Source organism: Microterricola pindariensis (assembly GCF_002936985.1).
In the GTDB taxonomy this organism is placed as follows: domain Bacteria; phylum Actinomycetota; class Actinomycetes; order Actinomycetales; family Microbacteriaceae; genus Microterricola; species Microterricola pindariensis.
The window spans coordinates 1-25,911 of the sequence record NZ_MPZN01000046.1 but is presented as its reverse complement, the minus strand read 5'-3'; the positions used below and the strand labels follow the sequence as shown (position 1 = coordinate 25,911).

The following is a 25,911-nucleotide window of genomic DNA, read 5'->3' as shown; positions in this document are numbered from 1 at the left end:
TCGGCCTCGCTCGGCCCGGGCACCGTGCCGACGCCCCAGCCGTAGGCGAGCTTGTGCGCCTCGAGCACGAAGAACGACTCCGTCGAGACGACACCCTCGATGGCCTGCATCCGGTCGTTGACGACCTCGGTGAAGTGCTCGACGTCGCGGCAGATGACCTCGGCCATGACGTCGAACTGGCCGGTGGTCAGGATCACGTAGCTCGTCTCGGGCAACGCGGCGAGCGCGGTGCAGACGGAGCGCGCGGTGCCCGCTGCCGTGCGGATGCCGATCATCGCCAGGCGGTCGAAGCCGATCGCGAGCGGGTTCGCAATGCCGACCACCTGCAGGATGCCGAGCTCCTCCAGCCGCCGGGTGCGGTAGCGCACCGACGAGGCGGGGATGCCGAGCTCCTCGGCGATCTGGTTGAACGGCCGCCGCCCGTCGCCCTGCAGCGCGGTGACGATCTGCCGATCGATGTCGTCCATGCTCACCGGTTGACTCATGGACCCAACGTTAGCGGCATCGCCCCTGCCGTGATTACGAGTCAAAACCGAGCCCAAGCGCATCCATCAGGCGCAACCAGAGGTTGCGCTTGCCCGTCTTGTCTTCGCGCGCCATCGACCACCGGGTCAACTGCACGCCGAGGTAGCGCACGGGCTCCGGGGGGAACGGCACCAACGGCCGTTTGATCATGGCGAGCTCGGTGCGCTCGGTGCGGCGCCCGGCCAGCAGGTCGAGCATGACCCGGCCGGCGAAGTGTGTGGCCGAGACGCCCAGTCCCGTGAATCCGATGGCGTAGGCGACGCGGCCGCGGGAGGCCACCCCCGCCGTCAGACAGAAGCGGGTCGAGGAGTCGACGATGCCGCCCCACTGGTGCGTGAACTTCACGTGCGCCAGCTGCGGGTATGTCTCGTGGAACTGCGCGGCCAGCTTCTCGAACGTCTCCCGGCGCTGGGTGAGGCTTTCGCCGCGCGCCGAGCCGTAGTGGTAGATCGCGTCGTACCCACCCCAGAGGATCCGGTTGTCCGCGGTCTTGCGGTAGTAGTGGAACTGGTTGCCGGCGTCGGTGAGGCCGTACTCGCCCATCCATCCGATCGCGGCGAAGTCGGCGTCGCTGAGCGGTTCGGTGACGATCGCGTAGTCGTAGACCGGGATCGTGCTGAGCGAGAGGCGCCGCAGCAGCGGCCGGAACGCGTTCGTCGCGAGGGCGACCTTGTGCGCGCGCACCTCGCCGTCGGCGGTGCGCGCCACCACGGGGCCGCCGCCCCGCGCGTTGATGGCGCTGACGGGCGAGCCCTCGAACAGCGCAACGCCAAGCTCAAGGCAGACCCGGCGCAGCCCGAGCACAAGCTTGTACGGGTCGACGAGCGCGTAGTTCGGGGAGTGCATGCCGGCGATGTAGGCATGGGATGTCGTCCAGCCGCCCATTTCGGCGGCCGGGATGAAGTGGGCCGGGTCTCCGTGGGCGATGCTCGCGGCCGCCGCGGCCTTGAGCCCGGCCGCCTCCCACTCGGTGCGCGCGAACGCGACCTTCCCGGTCATCGCGAAGTCGGCGTCGATGCCGTAGCGCGCGATCGTGGCCTCGATCTCCTGCAGGTTCTCGGTGCCGATGCGCACCAACTGGTCGATCTCATCCGGCCACCGCTCCAGGCCGTTCGCCAGGCCGTGGGTGAGGCTCGGCGAGCAGAAGCCGCCGTTGCGGCCGCTCGCGGCGTGCCCGATGCGGCCGGCCTCCAGCAACACCACCCGCGCGGAGGGGTTCTCCTCCTTCGCGAGGATCGCCGTCCACAGCCCGGTGTAGCCGCCACCGACGACGAGCAGATCGGCATCGGCCCGCCCGCTGAGACTGGGCAGCCGGTCCGGCACCTCCGCGTGGTCGATCCAGAATGGCGTTGCGCTCGCGTTGGCCAGAGCGGACGTCGGTGTGCTCACAGACATGCGTGTTCCCTTGTTTGTAGGTCGAGAAACCCGGTGTCCCAGGGCGCGCGGAGGCAGCGTGGAACACCGGGTTTCTCGGGTGTTGGTGGGGATCAGCGGGACAGGTGGATGACTCCCGTGCGCAGGTCGCTCATATCCAACAGAGTGTGCTTGCCGCCGATGCGGCCCCAACCGGTTCCCTTGCCGCCGGCACCGCCGAACGGCATGTTGATGTCCCAGAAGCCGTTGCTGTCGTTCACGATGACCTGGCCGGTCTCGATCTCCTCGACGAAGCGGTACGCCTTGGAGAGGTCGTTCGTGAAGACGGCGGACTGCAGGCCGAGCTTGTCGGCGTTCGCGATGCGGAGCAGCTCGTCATCCGAGGCGCCGGTGATCACGGGCACGACCGGGCCGAACGACTCCTCGACGCTGAGCAGGCTGTCCTCGCTCACGCCGTCGACGATGGTGAACTCGTAGTAGAGGTCGGTCTGGAAGCCGGCCCGGCGGCCGCCGCCGGCGAGCACGTCGAAGCCGCGGGCCCGGGCATCCGCCATGTGCCTGTCCATCTTGGCGGCGACGCCCTCGTTGTTCAGCGGGCCGAGGTTGGTGGCGGCGTCGAAGGGGTTGCCGAGGGTGACGCCGTCGACGGTCTTCAGCAGCTCCTCAATGAAGGCGTCGTGCACATTGGCGTGCACGAGCACTCGCTCGGTGGCGCAGCAGACCTGGCCGGCGCAGAAGTAGGCGCCGTCGGCGGCCGCCTGGGCGGCGCGCTGCAGGTCGGCGTCCTCGAGCACGATGAGGGGGCCGTTGCCGGAGAGCTCCATGATCGAGCGTTTGAGGCCGGAGATCGCGTTGATCTTCTCGCCGGTCGCGGAGGAGCCGATGAAGCCGATGGCGTCGATGCCGGGGTGGCTGACGAGCTTGCTGCCGAAGTCGCCCTCGCCGGGGAGCACATTGATGAGGCCCTTGGGCAGGCCGGCCGCCTCGAAGGCCTCGAGCACGGCGAGCACGGTGAGCGAGGTGTGCGTCGGCGGCTTCAGCACGTGCGAGTTGCCGGTGGCCAGGCCCGGGGCCACGAACTCGGCCATCATCAGCACGGGGAAGTTCCACGGCGTGATGATCGCCCAGGTGCCGACCGGCTTGTAGAAGGTCCACATGCGCTTGTTCGTGTCGTTCGAGGGGAACGTCTCGCCGTGCAGGCGGACGGCGTCCTCGGCGTGCAGGTGGAACAGCGCCGCGGCCTCCTTGATGTCGGCGAGCGACTCGGCCAGCGGCTTGCCCTGCTCGAGGGTCTGCAGCCGGGCGAGGTCGTCGGCGCGCTTGAGGATCTCGTCGCCGATGCGGTGGCAGACGGCGGCGCGCTGCCAGACGCCGACCTGGCGCCACTCGCGCTGCGCCTCGCGGGCGGCCGTGACGGCGCGGTCGAGGTCCGCCTCGCTCGGCACCGGGAGGGTCGCGATGCGCTCTCCGGTCACCGGGCTGATCACGTCGACCGAGGCGCCGGACGTGCCGTCGGTGAACTGTCCGTCGATGTAGAGCTGCTGCCTCGGGGGCGTCGGCATTGAATTCACGAATGACCTCTCTCTCAACCTCGCGGCGCCATTGCCGAGAAGTGGGCCGGCACGCTGTTGTGCCGTCAATTGGAAATTCACACTAGCCGCTCGACTCCGGATGTCAACACTAACGAGCAAAGAATGGATCACAGTTTTGCTCAGATCGCAAATATCGTTACAAAAAGTGATTGATATGCAAGCTGCGCCTCGACATACTTGCTCACACACCGAGCAGTTCTCAATCGAAAGACTTATCTCCCGATTCTGGAGGAACTATGCGTTACAAAGCAGTTTCGCTCCTCGCAACGGCAGCAATTGCGAGCCTCGCCCTCTCATCCTGCGCAAGCGGCGGCGGCGAAGAAGCCCCGCTCGACCCGGATGCCGACCTCACCAAGCAGAGCCTGGTCGTCAGCATCTGGGCCGACTACTCGCCGGCCGACCTCGCAGAGACCTTCGAGGCGGAGACGGGGATCCCCGTCACGATCGTCAACCACGCCACCAACGAAGACATCATGGGCAAGCTCACCGCGGGCGGCGACTCCGGCATCGACGTCGCCTTCGTCTCCGGCCAGTACGCCCAGGCCCTGAACGAGGCCGGGCTGATCTCGAGCCTCGACAAGGCGCTCATCCCCAATGAGTCGAACCTCTACGAGGAGGCGACTCAGCTCGCCTACGACCCGGGCAACAACTACTCCATGCCGTACGCCTGGGGCACGACCGGGCTCTGCTACCGCTCCGACCTGGTCGCCGCCGAGCCGACATCCTGGAACGACCTGCTCACACCCGCTCCGGACGTGACCGGCAAGACGACAATGCTCGCGACGGAGCGCTGGATGGCCCTCCCCGCCCTCAAACAGCTCGGCATGTCGGTGAACACCACCAACCCCGACGACCTGGCCGCCGTCAAGGAGCAGCTGCTCGAGACCAAGCCCACCCTCCTCGCCTTCGACGACACCACCTTCTACACCAAGCTGGTTTCGGGCGAGGCCTCCCTGACCCAGGCGTGGGACGGCTGGTGCAACTACGGCATCGCCGAGGACCCGAACATCAAGTTCGTCGTCCCCAGCGAGGGCAGCGACCTCTGGACCGACACCATGACGGTGCTGAAGACCTCGAAGAACAAGGAGGCCGCCATGGCCTTCATCAACTACATCCTCGAGGCCGACGTGCAGTCCTGGGTCGCCGAGAACATCCTCTACAAGGTGCCCAACGAGGCGGCCATGGCGGCCGTCGACCCGGCGATCCTTGAGGCGTACCCGAACCTGCAGATGACGCCGGCGGAGCTGTTGAAGCAGGAGGTCATCGTCGACGTCGGAGAGTTCAGCCCCGAGTTCACCAAGCTCGCCACCGAAGTGATGGCCGCGGGCTAGCCCCGGCATCCGCACTATGGCCACACAGTCCCCCACCCCCGGCGTCGTTCCACGCGGAGCGCGCCGGGGGTGGGCGGCACTGCCGTTCCTCACCCCGGGAACGCTCGTGCTCGCCCTCTTCGTCGCCGTCCCCCTCCTCCTCGTCACCAGCTACGCCTTCTTCGAGCGCGGCCGATTCGGTGGCGTTGTCTACACCTTCACACTGGACAACTTCGTCCGGCTGGCCGACCCGCTCTACCTCAACGTCATCGCCACCTCCATCGGCACGGCGCTGATCGTCACCGTGCTCGCCGTCGCGCTCGGCTACCCGACGGCCCTCGTCATCGTGCGGCTGCCCCCGAAGTGGCGCACCATCGCGCTGATCGCGGTGCTGCTGCCGTTCTGGACGAACTTCCTGATCCGCACCTACGCCTGGATCCTGCTGCTGAACAATGCCGGCTGGATCAACCAGGGCCTGCAGGCGGTCGGCATCATCGACGAGCCGTTGAAGATGCTCTACACCCAGCCGGCCGTCATCATCGGGCTCCTCTATATGTACCTGCCGCTCATGGTGCTGCCGCTGTACTCCTCGCTCTCCTCGCAGGACGCCCAGCTCACCGAGGCGGCGACGAACCTCGGATCGAACCCGTTTCGGGTGTTCCGCACCATCACGCTGCCGCTGTCTGTGCCCGGCCTGCTCACCGGCTGCGTGTTCGTCTTCGTCCCCGCCATGAGTAACTTCGTGATTCCAGAGCTCCTCGGCGGCGGCAAGACCGTGCTGATCGGCAACCTCATCCGCGACCAGTTCCTCAAGGCCAGGGACTGGCCGTTCGGCGCCGCGCTCGCCCTGGTGCTGACGATCCTGCTGATCGCGCTGATCTTCGCCCAGCAGAGCGCGTCCCGCCGGGTGATAGAGGGCCCACGGGAGAGGAAGGTGAAGCGCGATGCGTAGCTCCCGCTTGATCCGGATCCCGTTCTGGTTCACCTACGTGTTCCTCTACCTGCCGATCCTCGTCGTCGTGATCATGTCGTTCAACTCCTCCGCGAACCTGTTCGTCTGGAAGGGCTTCTCGCTCGAGTGGTACCCGACGGTCTTCGCCAACGAGGCGGTGATGACGGGGCTGCGCAACACGCTCATCGTGGCGGCATCCGTCATGGTGCTCGCGACGCTGCTCGGCACGCTGATGGCGGTCGGCATCCACCGCTACACCCGCGGCGGGCTGGTGCGCGCCTTCGCCATCGCGCCCGCGCTGCTGCCGGACCTGCTGCTGGCCGTCGGCCTGCTCAGCCTGTTCTCGCTGCTGACCGTCACGCTCGGGTTGCACTCGGTGATCATCGCGCACGTCACTTTCGCGATGGCGTTCGTCACCGCGATCGTGCTGGCCAGGCTGGCCAGCCTCGACCCGAGCCTCGAGGAGGCCTCCCGCGATCTCGGGGCCGGCGCCTTCCGCACCTTCATGCGGGTGACGCTGCCCCAGCTGGCGCCCGGCATGGTCGCCGGCGGGCTGCTCGCGTTCACGCTCTCGCTCGACGAGTTCGTGATCGCCTTCTTCACCACCGCGCCTACCACCCCCACCCTCCCGATCGCGATCTACTCGATGGTGCGCTTCGGCGTCACCCCCGAGATCAACGCGCTCGCCACCATGCTGCTGTTCGTCAGCGTGCTCGCCGTCATCGGCGCGCAACGCCTGACCCGAGTAACGGATGCCCTATGACAACCACTTCCCCCACTCCCCTGCTCGACATCCGCGGCGTGCAGCACAGCTACGGCGAGGTCGTCGCGCTGCGCGACGTCTCGCTCTCGATCGCCGACCGTGAGTTCTTCGCGCTGCTCGGGCCCTCCGGATGCGGCAAGACGACGCTGCTGCGCTCGATCGCCGGGTTCGAGACGCCCCGGCAGGGCACCATCCTGCTCGACGGGCAGGACCTGACCGCGCTGCCGGCCCACCGCCGGCCGGTGAACATGATGTTCCAGTCCTACGCGCTGTTCCCGCACATGAGCGTGGAGAAGAACGTCGCATATGGGCTGGAGGCGGAGGGCGTCGGCAAAGCGGAGATCCGCCGCCGGGTCGGCGAGACCCTGGAGATCGTCGGTCTCGCTGCGTTCGCCCAGCGCCGCCCCGCCAAGCTCTCCGGCGGGCAGCGGCAGCGGGTCGCCCTGGCCCGGGCGATCATCAAGCGTCCGCGGGTGCTGTTGTTGGACGAGCCGCTCTCGGCGCTGGACCGCAAGGTGCGCGCCGAGATGCAGCTGGAGCTCAAGCGCATGCAGCACGAGGCCGGCATGACCTTCGTCGTCGTCACGCACGACCAGGAGGAGGCCATGTCGATGGCCGACCGGGTCGCAGTGCTCAACCGCGGCGGCATCGAGCAGCTCGACACCCCGGTGGGCCTGTACTCGCGGCCGGCAACCCGCTTCGTGGCGAGCTTCATCGGCTCGGCGAACCTGCTCGACGGCTCCGCCACCGGCGGCCCGGCCGGTGGCGCCAGCTCTGTTGACGTGCCCGGCGTGGCCGTGTTCCCGGCGACGCACTCGTTCGCGGAGCGGGAGTCCGTCACCCTGGTCGCGCGCCCCGAGGACGTGCACATCGTGGCCCCGGATGCCGCCCCGCTGCAGGGCGTCGTCGTCGACACCTTCTTCCTCGGCGGCTCGTCGACGGTGTCGGTCGAGGTGGCCGGGCTGGCGAAGCCGATCAGCTGCACGGTGCACGCGGCGAACGTCGCGACGCGCGGTGAGCGGGTCGGGCTGCGCTTCGATGCGGCGCGCGTGGTGGTCGTGGCGAACCCCGTGGAGGCGCCCGCCCCGGCCGCCGCCGCGTGAGCCGCGCCTCCGCTGGGTGAGCCTGCCGCAACCCAGCGCCTGTTGGCTTCGGCCGCTGGCGCTCCCTCGATCCACCGGGAGACACCGCACCCCGCGAGCGCTCCCTCGAGCCACGGGGAGACACCACAAACCGCTGGTCGAGTAGCGAGGAACGAGCGTATCGAGACCCCGCACCAGGCTCAGTTTCACGCCGAGTCAGGGTCTCGATACGGCGCTGGCGCGCCTACTCGACCAACGGGAGAGACCCACGCGCTTCGGCTTCGGTCGCTGGCGCTCCCTCAAGCCAACGCAACCCGCTGGTCGAGTAGCGAGGAACGAGCGTATCGAGACCCCGCACCAGGCTCAGTCTCACGCCGTGTCAGGGTCTCGATACGGCGCTGGCGCGCCTACTCGACCAACGGGAGAGACCCACGTCGGCTTCGCTCGCTGCCGCTCCCTCGAGCCAACGGAGGGGGCGCAGGGGCCGCTCAGCGCGCGGAGACCCACTCCGGCCGGGCGCTGCCGAGCAGCGCCACCGGCCCCTGGACCCGCCCCGGGAGGTCGATGATCGCGCGGGCGCGACGGAGCACGCCGTAATCGCTCTGCACGGTCTCCAGCTCGGAGGCGAGCGCCACGTCATCCACCGGCAGCGGCGCATCGCCGGTTTCGCTCGGGCCCAGTGCCAGCAGCTCCTGCGCCGCGGCCGCCAGCGAGGAGCGCACCGTCGCCGGCACGCCGTCCGCGAGCGCCGCGCAGATCGCTCCGGCAAGCACGTAGCCGGTGGCGTGGTCGAGCGCCTGCGCGCGCAGGGCGCCCGGCCGCACGGCGAGCCCCGCGACCCTGCCCTCGATCGGCGCCTCCAGGCGGCCCTCCGCCACGGCGATCCCGGATGCCGCCTGCACCAGCGAGTCGAAGCCGCGCCGCACTGCCCACGCGCTGGCCGGCGGGTAGGCGCTGAGGGTGGCGATGACGAGGTGCGGATGCCGCTCGCGCAGCGCCTGCTCGTCGAGCCCGAACCGCGCCAGGCTGCCCGGCCGGTAGCCGAGCACGACGACGTCCGCCCCGGCCAGCAACTGCTCGATCCGCTCGGCGTGCTGGCCGAGGTCGAGCACGGCCGAGCGTTTGCCCGCCCCGGTGTCGATGTGCTGCACGGGGATCTCGGCCGGTTCTGGCGGGTCGATGCGGAGCACGTCGGCGCCGAGCAGCGCGAGCGCCCTGGTGCACGTCGGCCCGGCAATGACGCGGGAGAAGTCGAGCACACGCGGGCGCCCAGCGCGGGCGGCGACTGGACGCCCGGACGCCGGGGCCGCCGCCCAGTCCAGCAGCGGCGCGCGCGGGATGAGCCGCTCGAACTCCTCGGGCGTGCGCACCCGCACGCAGAGCGCGCCTCTGGCCAGGGCGAGCGCCTCGGCATCCGCCGCCGGCAGGGTGGCGAGCACCTCCGCGAACTCGTCGCGGCCGGCGGAGTCGTCGAGGCCGAAGGCTGCGCACAGGCGGGCGCGGTGGTGTGGGTAGTTGGCATGCGTGCGCACCCAGCCGTCCGCGGCCTCGAAGAAGCCGCTGAGCGGGGCCCAAGCCGCGGCGGGCACGCCGTCGACGCTCAGGTAGTTGTAGCTGCTGAAGTTCACGCCCACCCGGGGCGGGCTGACGTCGACCGCCGGCAGCCCGAGCAGCCGCGCGGCCTGCGCGGCGAAGAAGGAGACGCTGTCCAGGGCGAGCTCCCCCGCCCTCAGCCGCGCCGTGAGGCCCGTCTCACCCGCGTGAATGCTCACGCGGGCGGCCGCGCCCTCGTCACCGACCGTGCGGGCCAAACCCTCAAGAATCGCTCCCATGCGGCGAGCATACGCCCGGGCGCTCGGCTCCGGTCGCAATCGCCCTCGCGCCGACTGGACAGGGGCCGCAGCCCGGTCATACGACGAGTGCGCAGTCCGGCGGCCTCCCGTGGCGGGAGGCCGTCGCACTGCGCACACGATGGACCAGAGGCCGGCGGGGCCGCCGGCCAGGCCCGCTAGTTGTCGGCGTTCGCGGCGGCGAGCAGCTGCTCGATCATCTCGGGCTCGACGCCCATGCCCGGGAAGCTGGCCAGGCGGCCGATCGGGAACGAGGCCATCATCTTCTCCATGCCCTCGTCGGCCGAGCCTGCCTCCTCGCTGCCGCCGAACATGGCGGCCATCGCCTGCATCATCATCGGGCCGGCCACCGGGTCGGCAATGAGCTCGCCGATCGAGGAGTTGGCCGTGAGCGGCAGGCGCACGGTGTCACCGTCGACCGAGACGGTGCCGGTCAGGCGGATGTCGCGGCTGGACGCGCCGACGGCGACGGTGTAGTCGCCGCCCTCGACGACCCACTTGTCGACCCGGATGTCCCAGTAGGCGAGCTCGTCGCGGCGCAGCTGCACAGACACCGCGCGGCTCTCGCCGGCGGCGAGGGCGACGGAGGCGAAGCCCTTGAGCTCCTGCGGTGCGCGCTGCACGCCGGAGCCGGCCAGCGCCGTGTAGACCTGCACGATCTCGCGGCCGTCACGCTCGCCGGTGTTGGTCACCGTCAGCGTCGCGGTGATGCCGGCGGCATCCGCGGCGAGCGCCAGACCCGAGTACGCGAAGCTGGTGTACGAGAGGCCGTGCCCGAACGGGTACTGCACCGCCATCGAGCGGGCGTCGTACCAGCGGTACCCGACGAAGAGGCCCTCGCCGTAGCGCACGTGACCGAACTCGCCGGGGAACTCGAGGTAGGCCGGGGTGTCCTCCAGGCGCAGCGGGATCGTCTCGGCGAGGCGGCCGGACGGGTTCACGACGCCGTAGAGCACGTCGGCGGTCGCGCCGCCGCCGGCCTGGCCGAGCAGCCAGCCCTCGAGGATCGCCGGGACGCGCGCCTCGAAGCCGGACAGGCGCACGACGCCGCCGTTGGAGAGCACGAGCACGGTGCGCGGGTTGGCCGCGAGCACGGCGTCGAGCAGCGCCAACTGGGCCGCGGGCAGCTCGATGTGCTCGCGGTCGAAGCCCTCTGACTCGTCCGCGGCCGGCACACCGAGGAAGAGCACGACGGTGTCGGCGGCGCCCGCCGCGGCAACGGCCTCGGCCCGGAGCGCCGCCGCCTCGTCCTCCGCGGAGCCCGCGAGGGTGAACCCGGCGGCGAACGCGACGCGCTCGGCGCCGACGACCCGCTCGATCTCGTCGAGCGCGTTGTCGACCTTGGTCGGGTTGATCAGCGAGCTGCCCGCGCCCTGGAAGCGCGGCGTGCGGGCGAACTCACCGATGACGGCGACGGATGCCGAGGCCGAGAGCGGCAGCAGCGCGCCCTCGTTCTTCAGCAGCACGATGCTGCGGGCGGCCGCCTCACGGGCCAGGGCGTGGTGGGCGTCGACGTCGTAGGACGCGTCGGCGTCTGCCCCGGCCTGCGCCTTGAGCGCCAGCTCGATGTTGCGCTGGGCGGCGACGTCGAGCACGGCCTCGTCGAGGGTTCCGGCCTGCACGGCGGCGACCAGCTCGGCGTCGGTGCGCCCGCCGCCGCCCGGCATCTCGAGGTCGAGGCCGGCCGCGACGCCGATGACGCGCTCGTTGACGGCGCCCCAGTCGGAGACGACGACGCCGTTGAAGCCCCACTCATCGCGCAGCACGGAGTTCAGCAGCCACGGGTTCTCCGAGGTGTAGACGCCGTTCAGGCGGTTGTACGAGCACATGACCGTCCACGGCTGCTCGTCTTCGACGACGCGCTGGAATCCGCGCAGGTAGATCTCGCGCAGCGGTCGCGGGTCGACGTCCGAGCTCGAGCGCATGCGGTCGTTCTCCTGGTTGTTCGCCGCGAAGTGCTTGAGCGAGGTGCCGACGCCCTCGCTCTGCAGGCCGCGCACGAGCGAGGCGCCGAGCACGCCGGAGACGATCGGGTCCTCGGAGAGGTACTCGAAGTTGCGCCCGCAGAGCGGCGAGCGCTTGATGTTGATGCCGGGGCCGAGCAGGACGCCGACGCCCTCCGCCTTCGCCTCTTCGCCGAGGGCGACGCCGACACGCTCGAGCAGCTCGGAGTCGAAGCTCGAGCCGAGCGCCACGGCGGGCGGGAAGCAGGTGGCCGGCACACTGTCGGCGAGGCCGAGGTGGTCGGAGCCCTCACGCTGGAGGCGCACGCCGTGCGGGCCGTCGGTCAGCACGATGCGGGGCACGCCCGCACGGTCGATGGCTTTGGTGCTCCAGAAGTCGGCTCCGCTGGTGAGCGAGGCCTTCTCCTCCAGGGTGAGGCCAGCCACGATGTCAGCAGCGCGGGCGGCGATGGTGGTCGAGTCAGTCATGATTCTCCTTGCGTGGGTGCTGTAGAGCGTACGAGATTCGGATGCCGTCCCGGCGAGAAACTTGTGCGCTCGGCTGGTGCGCTGCCGGCCGGCGCGCGGCGCGTTCGCCCCGCCCCCACGCGGATCTGGACGCGTCCCGACATCACTGTCATGCTGGTCCTTCCGGCGAGTTCGACTGCGAACACTGAAAACCATACATTGTTCGGTTTTCAAATCCAAGGAAGTTCAATACGATTCACCTATGGCACGCAGAGGCTCATACGCAAAAGGGGTCGCCAAGCGCGACGAGATTCTGACCGAGGCCCTTCGGGTGATCGCCCGCAATGGCTACAGCCGCACCTCGGTGCGGGAGCTCGCCGACGCCGTCGGGCTCAGTCAGGCTGGGCTGCTGCACTACTTCAGCTCCAAGGAGGAGCTCTTCGCGGCCGTACTGCAGAAGCGTGACGAGGTCGACACCCGCGACTACGCACACGGCGAGGGCGACCTCTCCATCGCCTCCACGCCGATCAGCGAGAATCCCTTCGAGTCGCTCGCCACCGTCATGCGCCACAACACCGAGGTGCCCGGCCTCGCGCAGCTCTACACGCGCCTGGCGGCCGAGGCGACGGATGCCGCACACCCCGCCCACGACTTCTTCGTGCAGCGCGGCCACGACTTCCGCAAATACTTCGCGTCGAGCGTGCGCGCCGCCCAGGCCGCGGGCAAGCTCTCCCCCGCGATCGACGCCGACAAGGTCTCGACCATCATGATCGCCCTCGCCGACGGCCTGCAGACGCAGTGGATGATCGACCCGGAACTCGATATGGCGGAGCACATCGACTACCTGGCGGAACTGCTCGGCCTCGTTCCGTAGCGCCCAGCTCCCAGCCGCCGCGGCGGCGGCAATTTGCCGCTTGCCCAAATCCTGCTTCAGCCCCATACTCATTACCAAACGTCGCTAGGTTTTAGGCGCTCGGCGACGGCCAAGGTCCCTACCCCGCACCACCGCTGTTTCTCAATGAAGAGGAGAGTCGTGTCCACCACATCGCCCAACCCAGAGCTCGCGGACGACGGCCGCACGGCCGTCACCTCGACCGGGATGCACAGCCCCGTTGCCACCAAGCGACTGCTGCCCTCGATCGCCATCCTGTCGGTGTTCGTCTTCGCCACCTACGGCGCGGTGCTCGGCATCCTGCTCCCGGCGCAGATCGCGACCATCGACCCCGACCCCGTCGCCAAGGTCGCGAACTTCGGCCTCGTCAGCTCGATCTCGTTCGTCTTCACCCTGTTCGCCCAACCCATCGTCGGCGCGTTCAGCGACCGCACCCGCAACAGGCTCGGCCGGCGCGCCCCGTGGATGCTGATCGGCGCCGCCGTCGCGATGATCTTCCTGCTCGGCATGGGCGGCATGCAGAACGTGCTGCTCATCGCGGCGTTCTGGGCCGTCATCCAGGTGTCCATGAACGCTGTTCAGGGCCCGCTCAGCGCCGTCGCGCCCGACCGCTTCCCCCGCTCCAAGCGCGGCGTCGCCTCGGCCATGGCCGGCGTCGGCATGATGCTCGGGGGCGTGCTCGGCACGGTCGTCGCCGCACAATTCGTCTCGAACATCGGTGTCGGCTATGCGGTATTCGGCATCGCCGTCTTGATCGTGACCGCGCTCTACGTGTTCTTCAACAAGGACTACTCCAGCGTCGGCGCCGTCATCGAGCCCTGGAGCTGGAAGAACTTCCTCACGGGCTTCTGGATCAACCCGAAGAAGTACCCCGACTTCTTCTGGGCGTTCACCGCGCGCTTCCTGTTCATCCTCGGCTACTTCGTCATCAGTGCGTACAGCCTCTACCTGCTGCAGGACTACATCGGCATGGAGCTGGAGGAGGCGGCCGGCGCGGCCGCCATGCTCGCCATGGCCGGCTTGTTGCCCACCATGATCTCGATCGCCCTCGCCGGCTGGTGGAGCGACAAGGTCGGCCGCCGCAAGGTGTTCATCTACGCCGCCACCGTCATCATGGTCATCTCGCTGATCTTCCCGCTGATCATGCCCACCTTCGAGGGCATGCTCATCATGAACATCGTCAGCGGATTCGGCTTCGGCTTCTACATGGCCTGTGACGCCGCCCTGATGACCGAGGTGCTCCCAGGCGACGGCGTCGCCGCCGGCAAGGACCTCGGCATCCTCAACGTCGCCACCAACATCCCGCAGGCCCTCAGCCCGGCCGTCGCCGGCTTCATCATCATCGCGCTCGGCGGCTACCCGTCGCTGTTCATCTTCGCGATGGTCGCCGTCACGGCGGCCGCCTTCGTGCTGATGCCCATCAAGGGCGTCCGCTAACGAGGGGAGGCTCCGCCCGCCCCTCACCGGCGCGGGCGGAGCCTTACTCATGTGCGCCACGACCGCCATACCGCGCCACACGCGGAGCCCCGTTTGCGCTCTCGCCCGATGAGGCTCATACTCATTACCGAACGTCGTTTGGTTTTGACGGTGTTTGCGGAAGTGAGCGGGCACACAGCCTCGTCGCGCCGCGGTTTCTCAATGAAGAGGAGAGTCGTGCCCACCCCATCCACCACCCCGGAGCTCGCCGAAGACGGCCGCACAGCGCTGACGTCGACAGGAATGCAGAGCCCCGTGGCCACCCGGCGCCTGCTGCCATCGATCGCAGTGATCTCGGTGTTCGTCTTCGCCACCTACGGCGCCGTCATCGGCATCCTGCTTCCCGCGCAGATCGCCACGATCGACCCTGACCCGCTCGCCAAGGTCGCCAACTTCGGCCTCGTCAGCACGGTGTCGTTCGTCTTCACCCTGTTCGCCCAGCCCATCGTCGGCGCGCTCAGCGACCGCACCCGCACCCGCATGGGCCGCCGCGCCCCGTGGATGCTGATCGGCGCCGCCATCGCGATGAACTTCCTGCTCGGCCTGGGCGGCATGCAGAACGTGCTGCTCATCGCCGCGTTCTGGGCCGTCATCCAGGTGTCGATGAACGCCATCCAGGGCCCACTCAGCGCCATCGTGCCCGACCGCTTCCCCCGCTCCAAGCGTGGCGTTGCCTCGGCCATGGCCGGCCTCGGCATGATGCTCGGCGGCGTGCTCGGTACCGTCGTCGCGGCCGAGTTCGTGAACAACGTCGGGATCGGCTACACGATCTTCGGCATCGGCGTGCTCGTCTCGACCGTGCTGTACGTGCTCTTCAACAAGGACTACTCCAGCGTCGGCGCCGTGATCGAGCCGTGGAGCTGGAAGAACTTCCTGGCCGGCTTCTGGATCAACCCGAAGCAGAACCCCGACTTCGCCTGGGCGTTCGCCGGTCGCTTCCTCTTCATCCTCGGCTACTTCGTCATCACGGCATACAGCCTCTACCTCCTGCAGGACTACATCGGCCTGCCGCTCGAGGAGGCGGCCAGCACCGCGGCCCTGCTCGCGGCGGCCGGTCTGGTGCCGACGCTGCTCTCGATCTCGCTCGCCGGCTGGTGGAGTGACAAGGTCGGCCGCCGCAAGGTGTTCATCTACGCCGCCACGGTCATCATGGTGATCAGCCTGATCTTCCCGCTGGTCATGCCCACCGTGACCGGCATGCTCATCATGAACATCGTCAGCGGATTCGGCTTCGGCCTCTACATGGCCTGCGACGCGGCGCTGATGACCGAGGTGCTCCCGGGCGGCGGCACCGCCGCAGGCAAGGACCTCGGCATCCTCAACGTCGCCACCAACATCCCGCAGGCCCTCAGCCCCGCCGTCGCCGGGCTCATCATCACCTTCGCCGGCGGATACCAGGCCCTGTTCGTGTTCGCCATGGTCGCGGTCACGCTCGCCGCCATCGTCCTGGCACCCATCAAGAGCGTTCGTTAGGAGAACCACATGACCAGCACACCCCCACTCGTTCAGACCGCTGCCGGCGTCGTGCGCGGCTTCTGGCGCGAGGGCGCGGATGCCGCAGGCGTGCCGTCGGCAGCCTTCCTCGGCATCCCCTTCGCCGAGCCGCCCGTCGGCGAGCTGCGCTTCGCCGCACCCGTGCCGCACCGGGCCTGGGAGGGCGTGCGCGACGCCGTCGAGTTCGGTGCCACCCCGCACCGCGAGGTCCAGGGCGAGATCACTCTCATCCCCGAGCCGGCCTTCCCCGGTGACTCCACGCTGAACGTCAACGTGTTCACGCCGGCGCCGCTCGCCCCCGGCACGGATGCCGCGGAATCCGCCGGCCTGCCCGTTCTCGTCTACATCCACGGCGGCGGCTACGTCTCCGGCTCCCCGTCGAGCCCCTGGTACGACGGGGCACCGTTCAACCGCGACGGCGTCATCGTCGTGTCCGTCTCGTACCGCCTCGGCTTCCACGGTTTCGGCTACATCGAGGACGCCCCGATGAACCGCGGCGTGCGCGACTGGCTGCTCGCCCTCGAGTGGGTGCAGGAGAACATCGCGAACTTCGGCGGCGACCCGAAGCAGGTCACCATCTCCGGCCAGTCCGCCGGCGGCGGCGCCGTGCTCACGCTGCTCGGCATGCCGGCCGCGCAGCACCTGTTCCGCGCCGTCTACTCGATCTCCGGCCCGCCCACCACCACGACGCTGGACGCCGCTGAGACCGTCGGGCGCGCGATCGCCGAACTCGGCGGCGTCGCACCCACCCGCGCCGGGCTCGGCAGCCTGTCGGAGTCGCGCATCCTCGAGCTGCAGGCCTCCGCCTCCCCGTTAAACGCGGACGGCGACGAGTCCGACCCCATCGCCGGGCTGGTCGGCCTGGTCAGCGGCGGCCTCGTGCTCGGCCCCGTCGTCGACGGCGATCTGATCCCGCTGCCCAGCCGCGAGGCGTACGCCGCCGGCATCGGCGCAGACAAGGCGCTCGTCATGGGGGCAACCGACCAGGAGTTCAACATGATCCTGGCCGAGGGCAAGGAGGCCATGGCCGCGATCCCGGCCGCCGCGATCCTCGGCCGCCTGGTGGACTCCCCCGAGCTCGTCGAGGCGTACGTCGCCGCGCACGAGGGTCTCGACACGGCCGACACGGTCGGCCAGTACATCACCGACTCGATGTTCCGCGCCCCCGCGCTCGACATCGCCGAGCTGCGTGCCGGCCGCGACGACGCGGATGCCGCAGCCACCTGGCTGTACCGCTTCTCCTGGTCGTCGCCGACGATCGGCAGCTCCTGCCACTGCCTCGACGTGCCGTTCTTCTTCGACCAGCTGGGCGCTGAGCGCGTCTCCGCCGTCGCCGGAGACACGCCATCGCAGCTGCTCGCCGACGAGGTGCACGGCGGCGCCCTGGCGCTGATCCGTGACGGTGCGGCCAACTGGCCGGCCTGGAACAGCACCGACCGGCAGGCCCGCGTCTACGACGACCCCGCGTCCTCTGTGGAGTCCGATGCCTTCGCCACGCTGCGGATGCTGCTGCCGGACACCGTTCCCGCCGCGTAGCAAACCGGGGCAACACCACTGCGTGAGCCTGTCGAGGTCCCTCGGATCTCGGCAGGCTCATTCGGCTGTACGACAGAATCAAGACCACCTGAATCTCCAGCGACCCAGAGGAAGCAGCCATGACAGAGCAGACCGAATTCGACATCACCGTCGCCCCCGAGGTGCAGACGGCGGCCGGCGTGGTGCGCGGCATCTGGCGTTCGCCCCGCGGCTGGCGCGGGCTGGCATCCGCCGCCTTCCATGGCATTCCCTTCGCCGAGGCACCGGTCGGCCCGCTGCGCTTCGCGGCCCCCGTGCCGCATGCGGCCTGGGAGGGCGTGCGCGACGCATTGGAGATGGGGCCGACCCCGCAGCGGAAGACGCTGTCTGAGATCACGCTGATCCCGGAGCCGTCGATCGAGGGCGAGTCGACGCTGAACGTGAACGTGTTCACCCCCGCGCCGGCCGCCGCGGCATCCGCCGGCCTGCCCGTGCTCGTCTACATCCACGGCGGCGGCTACACCGCCGGGTCTCCCGCCAGCCCCTGGTACGACGGCGCCGCGTTCAACCGCGACGGCGTTGTCACCGTGTCGATCTCGTACCGGCTCGGCTTCGACGGGTTCGGCTGCATCGATGGCGCCCCCGACAACCGCGGCGTGCTGGACTGGCTGCTCGCCCTGGAGTGGGTGCAGCAGAACATCGCCGCGTTCGGCGGCGACCCCGCCCGCGTCACGATCGTCGGCCAGTCCGCCGGCGGCGGCGCCGTGCTCACCCTGCTCGGCATGGAGGCGGCCCAGCACCTGTTCAGCGGCGTCTACTGCATCTCCGGAGCCGTCGGCGATGTCGCGCGCCCCCGCGCTCAGCAGCTGGCCCGCCGCCTGGCCGAGCTCGCCGGCGTGCCGGCGACCCGCGAGGGCTTCGCCAGCCTCAGCGAGGAGCGCATCCTCGAGCTGCAGCAGAAGGCGCAGGAGCCGGCCGACGGCCCGGGCAACCCGCTCGACATGCTGGGCCGGATGATCGCGGACGGCCTCGCGCTCGCCCCCATGATCGACGAGAAGCTCATCCTGCGGCCGACCCTCGACTCGTTCAGGATCGGCGTCGGCGCCGACAAGCCCCTCGTGCTGGGCGCCACCGACGACGAGTTCTCCATGGCGATGGACGAGGCCAAGGGCAAGCTGCGCTTCATCCCGAAGAGCTTCATGCTGGGCAAGGCCGGCCTCGGCAAGGTCAAGCGCAAGGCCTACTTCGCGGCGAACCCGGATGTCGCCAAGCGCGACACCGCGGGAGCCGTCGGGCGCTACATGACCGACGCGATGTTCCGCACCGCCGTGTTGAAGGTGACAGAGGCGCGCGAGGCCGGCGCGGCCGGCGGCACGAGCACGGCGGGCGCCCCCACCTGGGTGTACCGGTTCTCGTGGCCCTCCCCCGTGTTCACGTACGCCATGCACTGCCTCGACGTGCCCTTCTTCTTCGACTGCCTCGACAGCGTGCGGATCGACGCCCTCGCCGGCGCCAACCCGCCGCAGGCGCTGGCCGACGAGCTGCACGCGGAGGCCGTGGCCTTCGTGAGCACCGGCGTCGCCCCGTGGCCGAAGTACACCGAGAACGCCCGGGCCACCCGGGTCTTCGACCTGCCGTCGGCGGTCATCGCCGACGGCTACGGCGGAGTGCGGCCGTTGCTCGCGCCGGTTCCCGCCTAGCGGCACCCCGGCTCCGCGCGCCCCGGCCCTACACCGGGGCGCGCGGGCGCTCGGGAGGGTTTCCCGTTGGCTCCCTCTCCCGTTGGCTCGAGGGAGCGCCAGCGACCGAAGCCACTGACGTGCACCGACCCGACCGCGGAGCATGGCACAGTGGAACCATGTTTGTGAAGATCTGTGGCCTGCGTGAGCCCGCGACCCTCGCCGCCGCGGTGCAGGCCGGGGCGGATGCCGTTGGCTTCGTGTTCGCGCCGGGCAGCCCGCGCACGGTCGACGCCGACACGGTGCGGCAGCTGATCACGGCTGTTCCGCACAGCATCGAGACCGTCGGCGTGTTCCGGGGGCAGCCGCTCGACGAGGTCCTGCTGACCGCCACGGCGGCTGGCGTGAGCACCGTGCAGCTGCACGGCGGCGAGCCGGTGGCCGAGCTCGACCGAGTGAAGTCGGCGGGCTTCGGCACGATCCGGGCGCTCTCGCTGGACGAGTACCTGCAGCAGCTGGAGCGGGACCCGTCGGGGCTCCGCCGCCACCGGCTGCTGCTGGACGCCCCCGTTCCGGGAGCCGGGGAGCCCTTCGACACGAGCGCGCTGCACGCCGAACCGCCGCACGGCGGCTGGCTGCTGGCCGGCGGGCTCACCCCCGGCAATGTTCGGGAGCTGCTCGACGCGCTCGGCGGCGTGGGCTCGGAGGCCTCGCCCGCCGGGGTCGACGTGTCCAGCGGTGTCGAGAGCAGCCGCGGCCAGAAGGATGCCGCCCTGATCGAGGCGTTCGTGGCGGCGGCCCGCGCGCTCTAGCCGCGCCGGCGCTGGCGTCTCTGCGCGGGCGTCACTGCGCTGGCCTCTCTGGGCTGGCCTCTCTGGGCTGGCTGTTGCGGCCGCGACCCTCCGCCGGCTGCGCCCAGCGCCCGCCGAAATCCCCGCCGCGCCGCGCCACACCCGCTGGTCGAGTAGCGAGGAACGAGCGTATCGAGACCCCGCACCAGACACAGTCCCCCGCCAGAAACCGGGTCTCGATACGGCCCTAGCGGGCCTACTCGACCACCGGGGAGGGCGGCAGCCTGCGGCATCCGGCCGCGCGGCACCAACCGCGCGAGCGGGCGAGCGGCGCTGTTGGCTTCGGTCGCTGGCGCTCCCTCGAGCCAACGCGCATCTGCACGCCGGCTCGAGGGTGCCGCGCCGCGCCGCGCCGCACCCGCTGGTCGAGCCAGTTCTCCCGCTGATTGAGCCTGTGAAATCACCCGCTGGTCGAGTAGCGAGGAACGAGCGTATCGAGACCCCGCACCAGACACAGTTCCCCGCTGGGAACCGGGTCTCGATTCGGCCCTAGCGGGCCTACTCGACCAACGGGGCGAGAGGAGCCCGGCACACGGAGCGAAGCCCTGAGCGTCTCCGCGGAGATGCTCAGGGCTTCGCTCGTTCCTCGCTCAGTCGACGGAGAGGGGACTCAACCGGCGGAGAGGGGACTCAGCCGACCGAGAGGCACTCAGCCGACGGGGACGGGCGACAGGGTCGCCGCGAACGGGTCCCAGCCGTCGGCTACGAGCGGCACGGCGTCGATCGAGCTCTCCACCGTGACGACCTGCTTGGTGTTGACGGCATCCTCGATCGAGGCCAGCGTGTCGAACACGTGGTAGCCGACGTCGCCGGTGGCAATGTGGGCGCCGCCGGAGCGGATCGCCCGCGCCATGTCGAGCACGCCGAGCCCGCGCCCGGTGAGCACGCCGCCGAGCGGGATCGACTCCCATGCGGGCTCGCCGAACCCGGCGCGCGTGATCAGCACCTCGCCGCCGAAGGTGTTCGGGTCGGGGATCAGCATGGTCGCCTCGGTGCCGGTGATCTCGACGTATCCGGTCTTGGCCAGCGGCGAGTCGAAGCTAAGCACGCTCTGGGCGACGCCGCCCTGCTCGAACTCGGCGATCGCGCTGATGTGCGTCGGAACCTCGACCGGGAACGTGGTTCCCGCGCGGCCTCCGGTGGCGATGGTGCGCTCCGTGCGGCCCTGCGAGCCGAATGCGGCCACCCGGGCCACCGAGCCGAACACGTGCACCAGCGTGGTCACGTAGTACGGGCCCATGTCGAAGAGCGGGCCGGCGCCGTGGTCGAAGAGGAACTCGGGGTCCGGGTGGAACACGTCCGGGCCGATGTACTGCATGACCGTCTGCCCGGACAGCGGGGTGCCGATGTCGCCGCGGGCGATCGCCCGCCTGGCCGTCTGCATGCCCGGGCCGAGCACGGTGTCCGGCGCGACGCCGACGCGGAGCCCGGCGGCAGCCGCCCGCTCCAGCAGCTCGCGACCGCTGGCCCGGTCGATGCTGATCGGCTTCTCCGTCCAGACGTGCTTGCCGGCGGCGATCGCCTGCAGGCTGATCTCGGCGTGCACGGCGGGGATCGTCAGGTTCACGACGATCTCGACATCCGGGTGCGCCAGCACATCGGCGGCCGAGCCCGACAGGGCGACGCCGTGTTTCGCGGCCTGCGCCGCTGCCCGCTCTTCGATCAGGTCGCCGAGGATGACCACACGGATGTCGGGGAAGCTGTTCAGGTTCTCCAGGTAGGTGTCGCTGATCATGCCGGTGCCGATGAAGCCGACGCCGACGGGCCCCTGCCCGGCCATCAGCGGATGCCGTTCTCGGCGAAGAACTTCACGCCGGTCTCGATGCCCTCGAAGATGTCGCCCTTGTACGCGTCGAACTCGATGACCGCGTAGCGGACCGACGGCGCCGCCGCCAGCGAAGCCAGAATCGGAACCTCGCCGAGGCCCGCAGGGCGCTGGTCGAGCGCGGCCGGGTCGAACGTGGCCGCACCGGGGATGAAAGGGTTCACGCCCGGGATGCCGTCCTTGGCGTGCACGGCCACGACCCGCTCGCCGAGGCGGGAGAGCAGTGCGGGCACGTCCTGGCCGGCGGTCGCCGCCCAGAACAGGTCCACCTCGAGCACGACCTCGTCGTCCAGCTGGTCGGCGAAGTGCTCGAAGGCCGAACGGCCGCCGAAGCTGGCCACGAACTCCTGCGAGTGGTTGTGGTACCCGACGCGCAGGCCGTGCTCGGCCGCACTGCGGGCTGCGGCGTTCAGGCGTGTGGCGATGTCGGCCACGCCCTCCTCGGTCTGCCAGCGCTCCAGCGGGATGAAGGCGTCAATGACGGTCTCGACACCGAGCGTCTTCGCCGCGGCGAAGATCGTCTCGTGGCTGTCGACCGGGTACACGAGCTCACCGAGCCGGATCTCGTCCGAGAGCAGCGTGGCATGCCCGGTCGGCGAGCTCAGGCCGTGCGTGGCGAACGCCTCGGCCAGTTCAGCGGGGCGGCGCACGAAGTCGAATGCCTCGACGAGGCGCAGGCCCATGCCAGCCAGGCGGCCCAGAGTTCCGTCGAGGTCGGCCTCCAGCTGGTCCTTGACCGTGTACAGCTGAACGGAGAGTTCCGGTGATCTCATGCAAGTGCTCCTTTGCGATTGCCAATGCGTTCCGTCACGCTAACATGAAAACAGACAGAGGTGTCGGTTTTCGTTGAAATGACAGCCGCGAGCGCCTCGAACGGCGCGGCTGCGTCAGAATGGACGCGATGCACACATCGGATGACGGCCACGCCCCCCAGGGGTCAGCTGGCGCGAACGCGCAGGCCCGCGGCGCCTATGCCGCCGGGCGCGCCCGCAAGGCAGTCATCGTGCAGACCGCGACGGAGCTCTTCGGCAGCGCCGGCTTCCACTCCGTCTCGATGCTCGACGTCGCCGCCGCCTGCGGCATCTCCCGCGCCGGACTGCTGCACCACTTCCCGAGCAAGGAGCTGCTGCTCACGGCCGTCCTGGCCGAGCGCGACGCGGACGACGAGGCTCTGTTCCACTGGAGCCACGCGGATGACGCGGACGGCCGCCCCTGGCTGGGCCGGCTGGTCGAGCTCGTCGAGTTCAACGCCACCCGCCCCGAGCTGATCCGCCTGTTCGCCGTGCTCTCGGCCGAGGCGACAGCCCCGCAGCATCCGGCCCACGACTACTTCGTCGGGCGCTACCAGGGCACGAGGCGCGGGGGCCGAGACGCCTTCCGCCGCGCACAGCAGGCCGGGGTGCTCCCCGCCGGCGCAGACCCCGAGTTGCTCGCCACCGAGCTGATCGCACTGATGGACGGCCTGCAGGTGCAGTGGCTGCTCGAGCCGGAGCGCATCGACATGGCGGCCACCATCCGCGGCTGGCTGGGCGGCGTGCTGACCGCGCCGCTCCCCTCGTCCACATCCACGCCATCACCCTCGGAGCAGACGACACCATGAGCGCAGCAGAGCAGGAACAGCAGGGCGAGCAAGGCGAGCAGGGGGGCTGCGGCTGCGGCTGCCAGCCGCCCAGCCGGGGGCCGCAGCCCGTGCAGCTCGGCGCCCTTCCGCCGCTTGAGCCTGTCGAAGCCTTTCAAGCACCGGTAACTGCCCAAGGGATTCCTGGGCATGGGCTGCCGCCTTTCGCGACGCTGCGCGTCGCGCACTCCATCGAGCAGTCCGTCGTGCCCGCCCAGACGTTCCAGATGGGCGACCCGTTCCGCGACGGCAAGCCGGCCGACGGCGAGCACTACCTGCACGACGTCACGCTCGACGCCTTCGCGATCGACGCGACATCCGTCACCAACGCCGACTTCGCCGCCTTCGTGGACGCCACCGGCTACCGCACCGAGGCGGAGACGTTCGAGTTCTCGGCCGTGTTCCACCTGGCCGTCGCGGCGCCGCAGAACGACCTGCTCTCCCGGGCCCCCGGCACCCCGTGGTGGATCGGCGTGCGCGGGGCCGATTGGCAGCACCCGGGCGGCAGCCTCTCCGACCTCGACGGCCTGGCCGACCACCCCGTCGTGCACGTCAGCTGGAACGACGCCATGGCCTACTGCCGGTGGGCCGGCCGCCGCCTGCCCACCGAGGCGGAGTGGGAGTGCGCCGCCCGCGGCGGGGCGCACGGCCAGCGCTTCCCGTGGGGCAACGAGCTGATGAGCGAGCACGGCGCCTGGCAGTGCAACATCTGGCAGGGCAGCTTCCCCCGGCACAACACGCTCGAGGACGGCTGGCTGACGACCGCCCCGGTGCGCAGTTTCACCCCGAACGCCTACGGTCTGTGGCAGTCCGTCGGCAACGTCTGGGAGTGGTGCTCCGACTGGTTCGGGGCGGAGGCCTATCTCTCCGGCGAGAACAGGAACCCGCAGGGCCCGCCCCGCGGCGGCGCCCGGGTGCTCCGCGGAGGCTCGTTCCTCTGCCACGACTCCTACTGCAACCGCTACCGCAGCGCGGCACGCTCCTCCAACACCGCCGACTCGTCGATGTCGAACGCGGGGTTCCGCACCGTCGCGCTCACCGCGGGCTGAGCGCTGCGGCATCCGCCGGGTGCGCGCAGAGAAACGGCCCGGGATCGCGTGATCCCGGGCCGTTTCCGCGCGGTGCGCCGGGCGGCGTCGGCGGCTAGCGCACGCCGGCCATGAGCTTCAGCACGGGCTTCGTCAGCAGGGCGAGCAGGATGCCGAGCACGATGGCGATGCCACCGAGGATGCCGAAGTATGCCGCCTCCGTCTCCGGCTGGTACAGCCCGGCCAGCTGGCCGGAGATCGCGGTGCCGAGGGCCACGGAGAGGAAGAACAGGGCGACCATCTGGGTGTGGAAGGCCTTCGGGGCCAGCTTGGTGGCCACCGAGAGGCCCACCGGCGAGAGCAGCAGCTCGGCGATGGTGAAGACCAGCAGGATGCCGACGATCGCCAGCAATGGGGTGCTGTTGGCCGCGCCGCCGGCGAACGGCAGGAACAGCAGGAAGCCGATGCCCATCACCGCGGTGCCGAGGGCGAACTTGACCGGGGTGGACGGCTGCCGGGTGCCCATCTTGGTCCAGATCGCCGCGAACACGCCGGAGAGGATGATGATGAACACCGGGTTGATCGACTGCACCCAGGAGATCGGCATCTCCCAGCCGAGGATGCTGCGGTTCAGCTGCTTGTCGGAGTAGATCGTGAGCACCGTGAACTGCTGCTGGTAGAGCGACCAGAACGCGACGCTGGCGACGAACAGCGGGATGAAGCCGAGCACCCGGGAACGCTCCGTCTTGGTGATCTTGCGGCTGGAGAGGATGACGGAGAAGTAGGCGATCGTCGACGCGATCGTCAGGCCGATCACCAGGGCGGCCAGGTTCTCGGCCCGGATGAGGCCGGCGAAGATCAGCGCGAGCACCAGCAGCACGGCGGCCACGGCGATGCCGATGACGAGCGGGCGGCGGGCCCGGGGCAGCGGGTTCGCCACGGTGTGCGCGGCGGCGGGCAGGCGCTTGCGGCCGAAGGAGTACTGGGTGAGGCCGATCGCCATGCCAAAGGCGGCGAGCGCGAAGCCCCAGTGGAAGCCGACCGTGCTCTGCAGCAGGCCGGTGAGCAGCGCGCCAAAGAAGGCGCCGAGGTTGATGCCGAGGTAGAACAGCGAGAAGCCGGCGTCGCGGCGCGGGTCGCTCTCCGAGTAGAGCGTGCCGACGACGCTCGTGGCGTTGGCCTTCAGGCCGCCCGAGCCGACGGCGATCATGATGAGGCCGACGATGACACCGGCGAAGCCGGGCAGCAGCGCCAGCGAGAGGTGACCGAACATGATCACGATGGCGCTGACGAAGAGCACCCGCTCCGAGCCGAACAGGCGGTCGGCCAACCAGGCGCCGAGGATGGTGGAGAGGTAGACGGCGCCGCCGTAGGCGCCGACGATGCCGGCCGCGGTCGCCTGCGGCATCCCGAGGCCGCCCTGCGTTGCCGAGAAGTACAGGTAGATCAGCAGGATGCCCTGCATGCCGTAGAAGCTGAAGCGCTCCCACATCTCGACACCGAAGAGGGTGGCGAGGGCCCGCGGTTGGCCGAAGAATCTCCGATCGTCGGAGGATGTGGCTTCGGGGTGTGCGGCGGGATCGGGCATTGCGACGCCGTCCTGATGACTACTCATCTTTCAAGTGTGTCACTGCCGGGGGCACCGGCATAACATTGCGTCCGAGCTTTCAGACG

20 protein-coding genes are annotated in these 25,911 nt (G+C 69.9%); 12 read left to right on the top strand and 8 right to left on the bottom strand.

Annotated elements, in window-relative coordinates:
• The 3 genes from GY24_RS12785 to GY24_RS12775 form a co-directional block, all read right to left on the bottom strand.
• On the bottom strand, nt 1-485 hold a 485-nt coding region (locus GY24_RS12785; RefSeq protein ID WP_104476369.1), incomplete at its 3' end, for an Lrp/AsnC family transcriptional regulator.
• Nucleotides 486-519: 34 nt separating this feature from the next.
• On the bottom strand, nt 520-1,920 hold the full coding sequence (locus GY24_RS12780; RefSeq protein ID WP_104476367.1) for an NAD(P)/FAD-dependent oxidoreductase: 1,401 nt from the start codon (nt 1,918-1,920) through the stop codon (nt 520-522).
• 92 nt (nt 1,921-2,012) lie between these two features.
• A complete protein-coding gene (locus GY24_RS12775; RefSeq protein WP_104476365.1) occupies nt 2,013-3,461 on the bottom strand; it encodes an aldehyde dehydrogenase family protein in 1,449 nt (482 codons plus the stop codon).
• A gap of 266 nt (nt 3,462-3,727) precedes the next feature.
• Between GY24_RS12775 and GY24_RS12770 the strand changes: the two genes are divergently transcribed.
• From GY24_RS12770 to GY24_RS12755, 4 genes are read left to right on the top strand one after another with little or no spacing between them, the layout of a single operon-like run.
• Complete coding sequence (locus tag GY24_RS12770) at nt 3,728-4,822, top strand: polyamine ABC transporter substrate-binding protein (protein WP_104476363.1); 1,095 nt, start codon at nt 3,728-3,730, stop codon at nt 4,820-4,822.
• Nucleotides 4,823-4,838: 16 nt separating this feature from the next.
• Nucleotides 4,839-5,753, top strand: coding sequence for an ABC transporter permease (locus GY24_RS12765; protein WP_104476361.1), 915 nt, complete (start codon nt 4,839-4,841; stop codon nt 5,751-5,753).
• On the top strand, nt 5,746-6,516 hold the full coding sequence (locus GY24_RS12760; RefSeq protein WP_104476359.1) for an ABC transporter permease: 771 nt from the start codon (nt 5,746-5,748) through the stop codon (nt 6,514-6,516). The genes GY24_RS12765 and GY24_RS12760 overlap by 8 nt, the downstream gene beginning before the upstream one ends.
• Nucleotides 6,513-7,619, top strand: coding sequence for an ABC transporter ATP-binding protein (locus GY24_RS12755; protein WP_104476357.1), 1,107 nt, complete (start codon nt 6,513-6,515; stop codon nt 7,617-7,619). The genes GY24_RS12760 and GY24_RS12755 overlap by 4 nt, the downstream gene beginning before the upstream one ends.
• Before the next feature lie 467 nt (nt 7,620-8,086).
• Here the strand turns inward: GY24_RS12755 and GY24_RS12750 are convergent, their stop codons facing one another.
• Nucleotides 8,087-9,430 carry a CoA transferase gene (locus GY24_RS12750; RefSeq protein ID WP_104476355.1) on the bottom strand — a complete coding sequence of 448 codons (1,344 nt, stop codon included), beginning with the start codon at nt 9,428-9,430 and terminating at the stop codon, nt 8,087-8,089.
• 176 nt (nt 9,431-9,606) lie between these two features.
• Nucleotides 9,607-11,880: a glycoside hydrolase family 3 C-terminal domain-containing protein gene (locus GY24_RS12745; protein WP_104476353.1), complete on the bottom strand. Its 2,274-nt coding sequence runs from the start codon at nt 11,878-11,880 to the stop codon at nt 9,607-9,609.
• Nucleotides 11,881-12,121: 241 nt separating this feature from the next.
• Here GY24_RS12745 and GY24_RS12740 point away from each other — a divergent pair, with 241 nt between their 5' ends.
• The 6 genes from GY24_RS12740 (at nt 12,122) to GY24_RS12715 (ending at nt 19,727) form a co-directional block, all read left to right on the top strand.
• The gene (locus tag GY24_RS12740; RefSeq protein WP_104476351.1) at nt 12,122-12,733 is read left to right on the top strand and encodes a TetR/AcrR family transcriptional regulator; all 612 of its coding nucleotides are present in this window, start codon (nt 12,122-12,124) and stop codon (nt 12,731-12,733) included.
• A gap of 159 nt (nt 12,734-12,892) precedes the next feature.
• Nucleotides 12,893-14,188, top strand: coding sequence for an MFS transporter (locus GY24_RS12735; protein WP_233279355.1), 1,296 nt, complete (start codon nt 12,893-12,895; stop codon nt 14,186-14,188).
• Nucleotides 14,189-14,404: 216 nt separating this feature from the next.
• Nucleotides 14,405-15,700 carry an MFS transporter gene (locus tag GY24_RS12730; RefSeq protein ID WP_233279354.1) on the top strand — a complete coding sequence of 432 codons (1,296 nt, stop codon included), beginning with the start codon at nt 14,405-14,407 and terminating at the stop codon, nt 15,698-15,700.
• A gap of 9 nt (nt 15,701-15,709) precedes the next feature.
• Nucleotides 15,710-17,257, top strand: a complete 1,548-nt coding sequence (locus tag GY24_RS12725) for a carboxylesterase/lipase family protein (protein ID WP_104476345.1) — start codon at nt 15,710-15,712, stop codon at nt 17,255-17,257.
• A 119-nt stretch (nt 17,258-17,376) separates the two neighbouring features.
• Nucleotides 17,377-18,936, top strand: coding sequence for a carboxylesterase/lipase family protein (locus GY24_RS12720; RefSeq protein WP_104476343.1), 1,560 nt, complete (start codon nt 17,377-17,379; stop codon nt 18,934-18,936).
• Between the two features lie 158 nt (nt 18,937-19,094).
• Nucleotides 19,095-19,727 carry a phosphoribosylanthranilate isomerase gene (locus tag GY24_RS12715; protein ID WP_104476341.1) on the top strand — a complete coding sequence of 211 codons (633 nt, stop codon included), beginning with the start codon at nt 19,095-19,097 and terminating at the stop codon, nt 19,725-19,727.
• A gap of 688 nt (nt 19,728-20,415) precedes the next feature.
• Here the strand turns inward: GY24_RS12715 and GY24_RS12710 are convergent.
• Together GY24_RS12710 and GY24_RS12705 are read right to left on the bottom strand one after the other, a co-directional pair.
• Nucleotides 20,416-21,546: a Gfo/Idh/MocA family protein gene (locus GY24_RS12710; RefSeq protein ID WP_104476339.1), complete on the bottom strand. Its 1,131-nt coding sequence runs from the start codon at nt 21,544-21,546 to the stop codon at nt 20,416-20,418.
• On the bottom strand, nt 21,546-22,364 hold the full coding sequence (locus tag GY24_RS12705; RefSeq protein WP_104476337.1) for a sugar phosphate isomerase/epimerase family protein: 819 nt from the start codon (nt 22,362-22,364) through the stop codon (nt 21,546-21,548). Before GY24_RS12705 ends, GY24_RS12710 begins: the two co-directional genes overlap by 1 nt.
• A 128-nt stretch (nt 22,365-22,492) precedes the next feature.
• On the opposite strand from GY24_RS12705, the gene GY24_RS12700 reads away from it, so the two are divergent.
• Both GY24_RS12700 and GY24_RS12695 read left to right on the top strand, forming a co-directional pair.
• Nucleotides 22,493-23,191: a TetR/AcrR family transcriptional regulator gene (locus GY24_RS12700; protein WP_104476335.1), complete on the top strand. Its 699-nt coding sequence runs from the start codon at nt 22,493-22,495 to the stop codon at nt 23,189-23,191.
• A complete protein-coding gene (locus GY24_RS12695; RefSeq protein ID WP_104476333.1) occupies nt 23,188-24,258 on the top strand; it encodes a formylglycine-generating enzyme family protein in 1,071 nt (356 codons plus the stop codon). Before GY24_RS12700 ends, GY24_RS12695 begins: the two co-directional genes overlap by 4 nt.
• 94 nt (nt 24,259-24,352) lie before the next feature.
• On the opposite strand, the gene GY24_RS12690 is transcribed toward GY24_RS12695, so the two are convergent.
• The gene (locus GY24_RS12690) at nt 24,353-25,825 is read right to left on the bottom strand and encodes a peptide MFS transporter (RefSeq protein ID WP_104476331.1); all 1,473 of its coding nucleotides are present in this window, start codon (nt 25,823-25,825) and stop codon (nt 24,353-24,355) included.
• Nucleotides 25,826-25,911 lie beyond the last annotated feature (86 nt).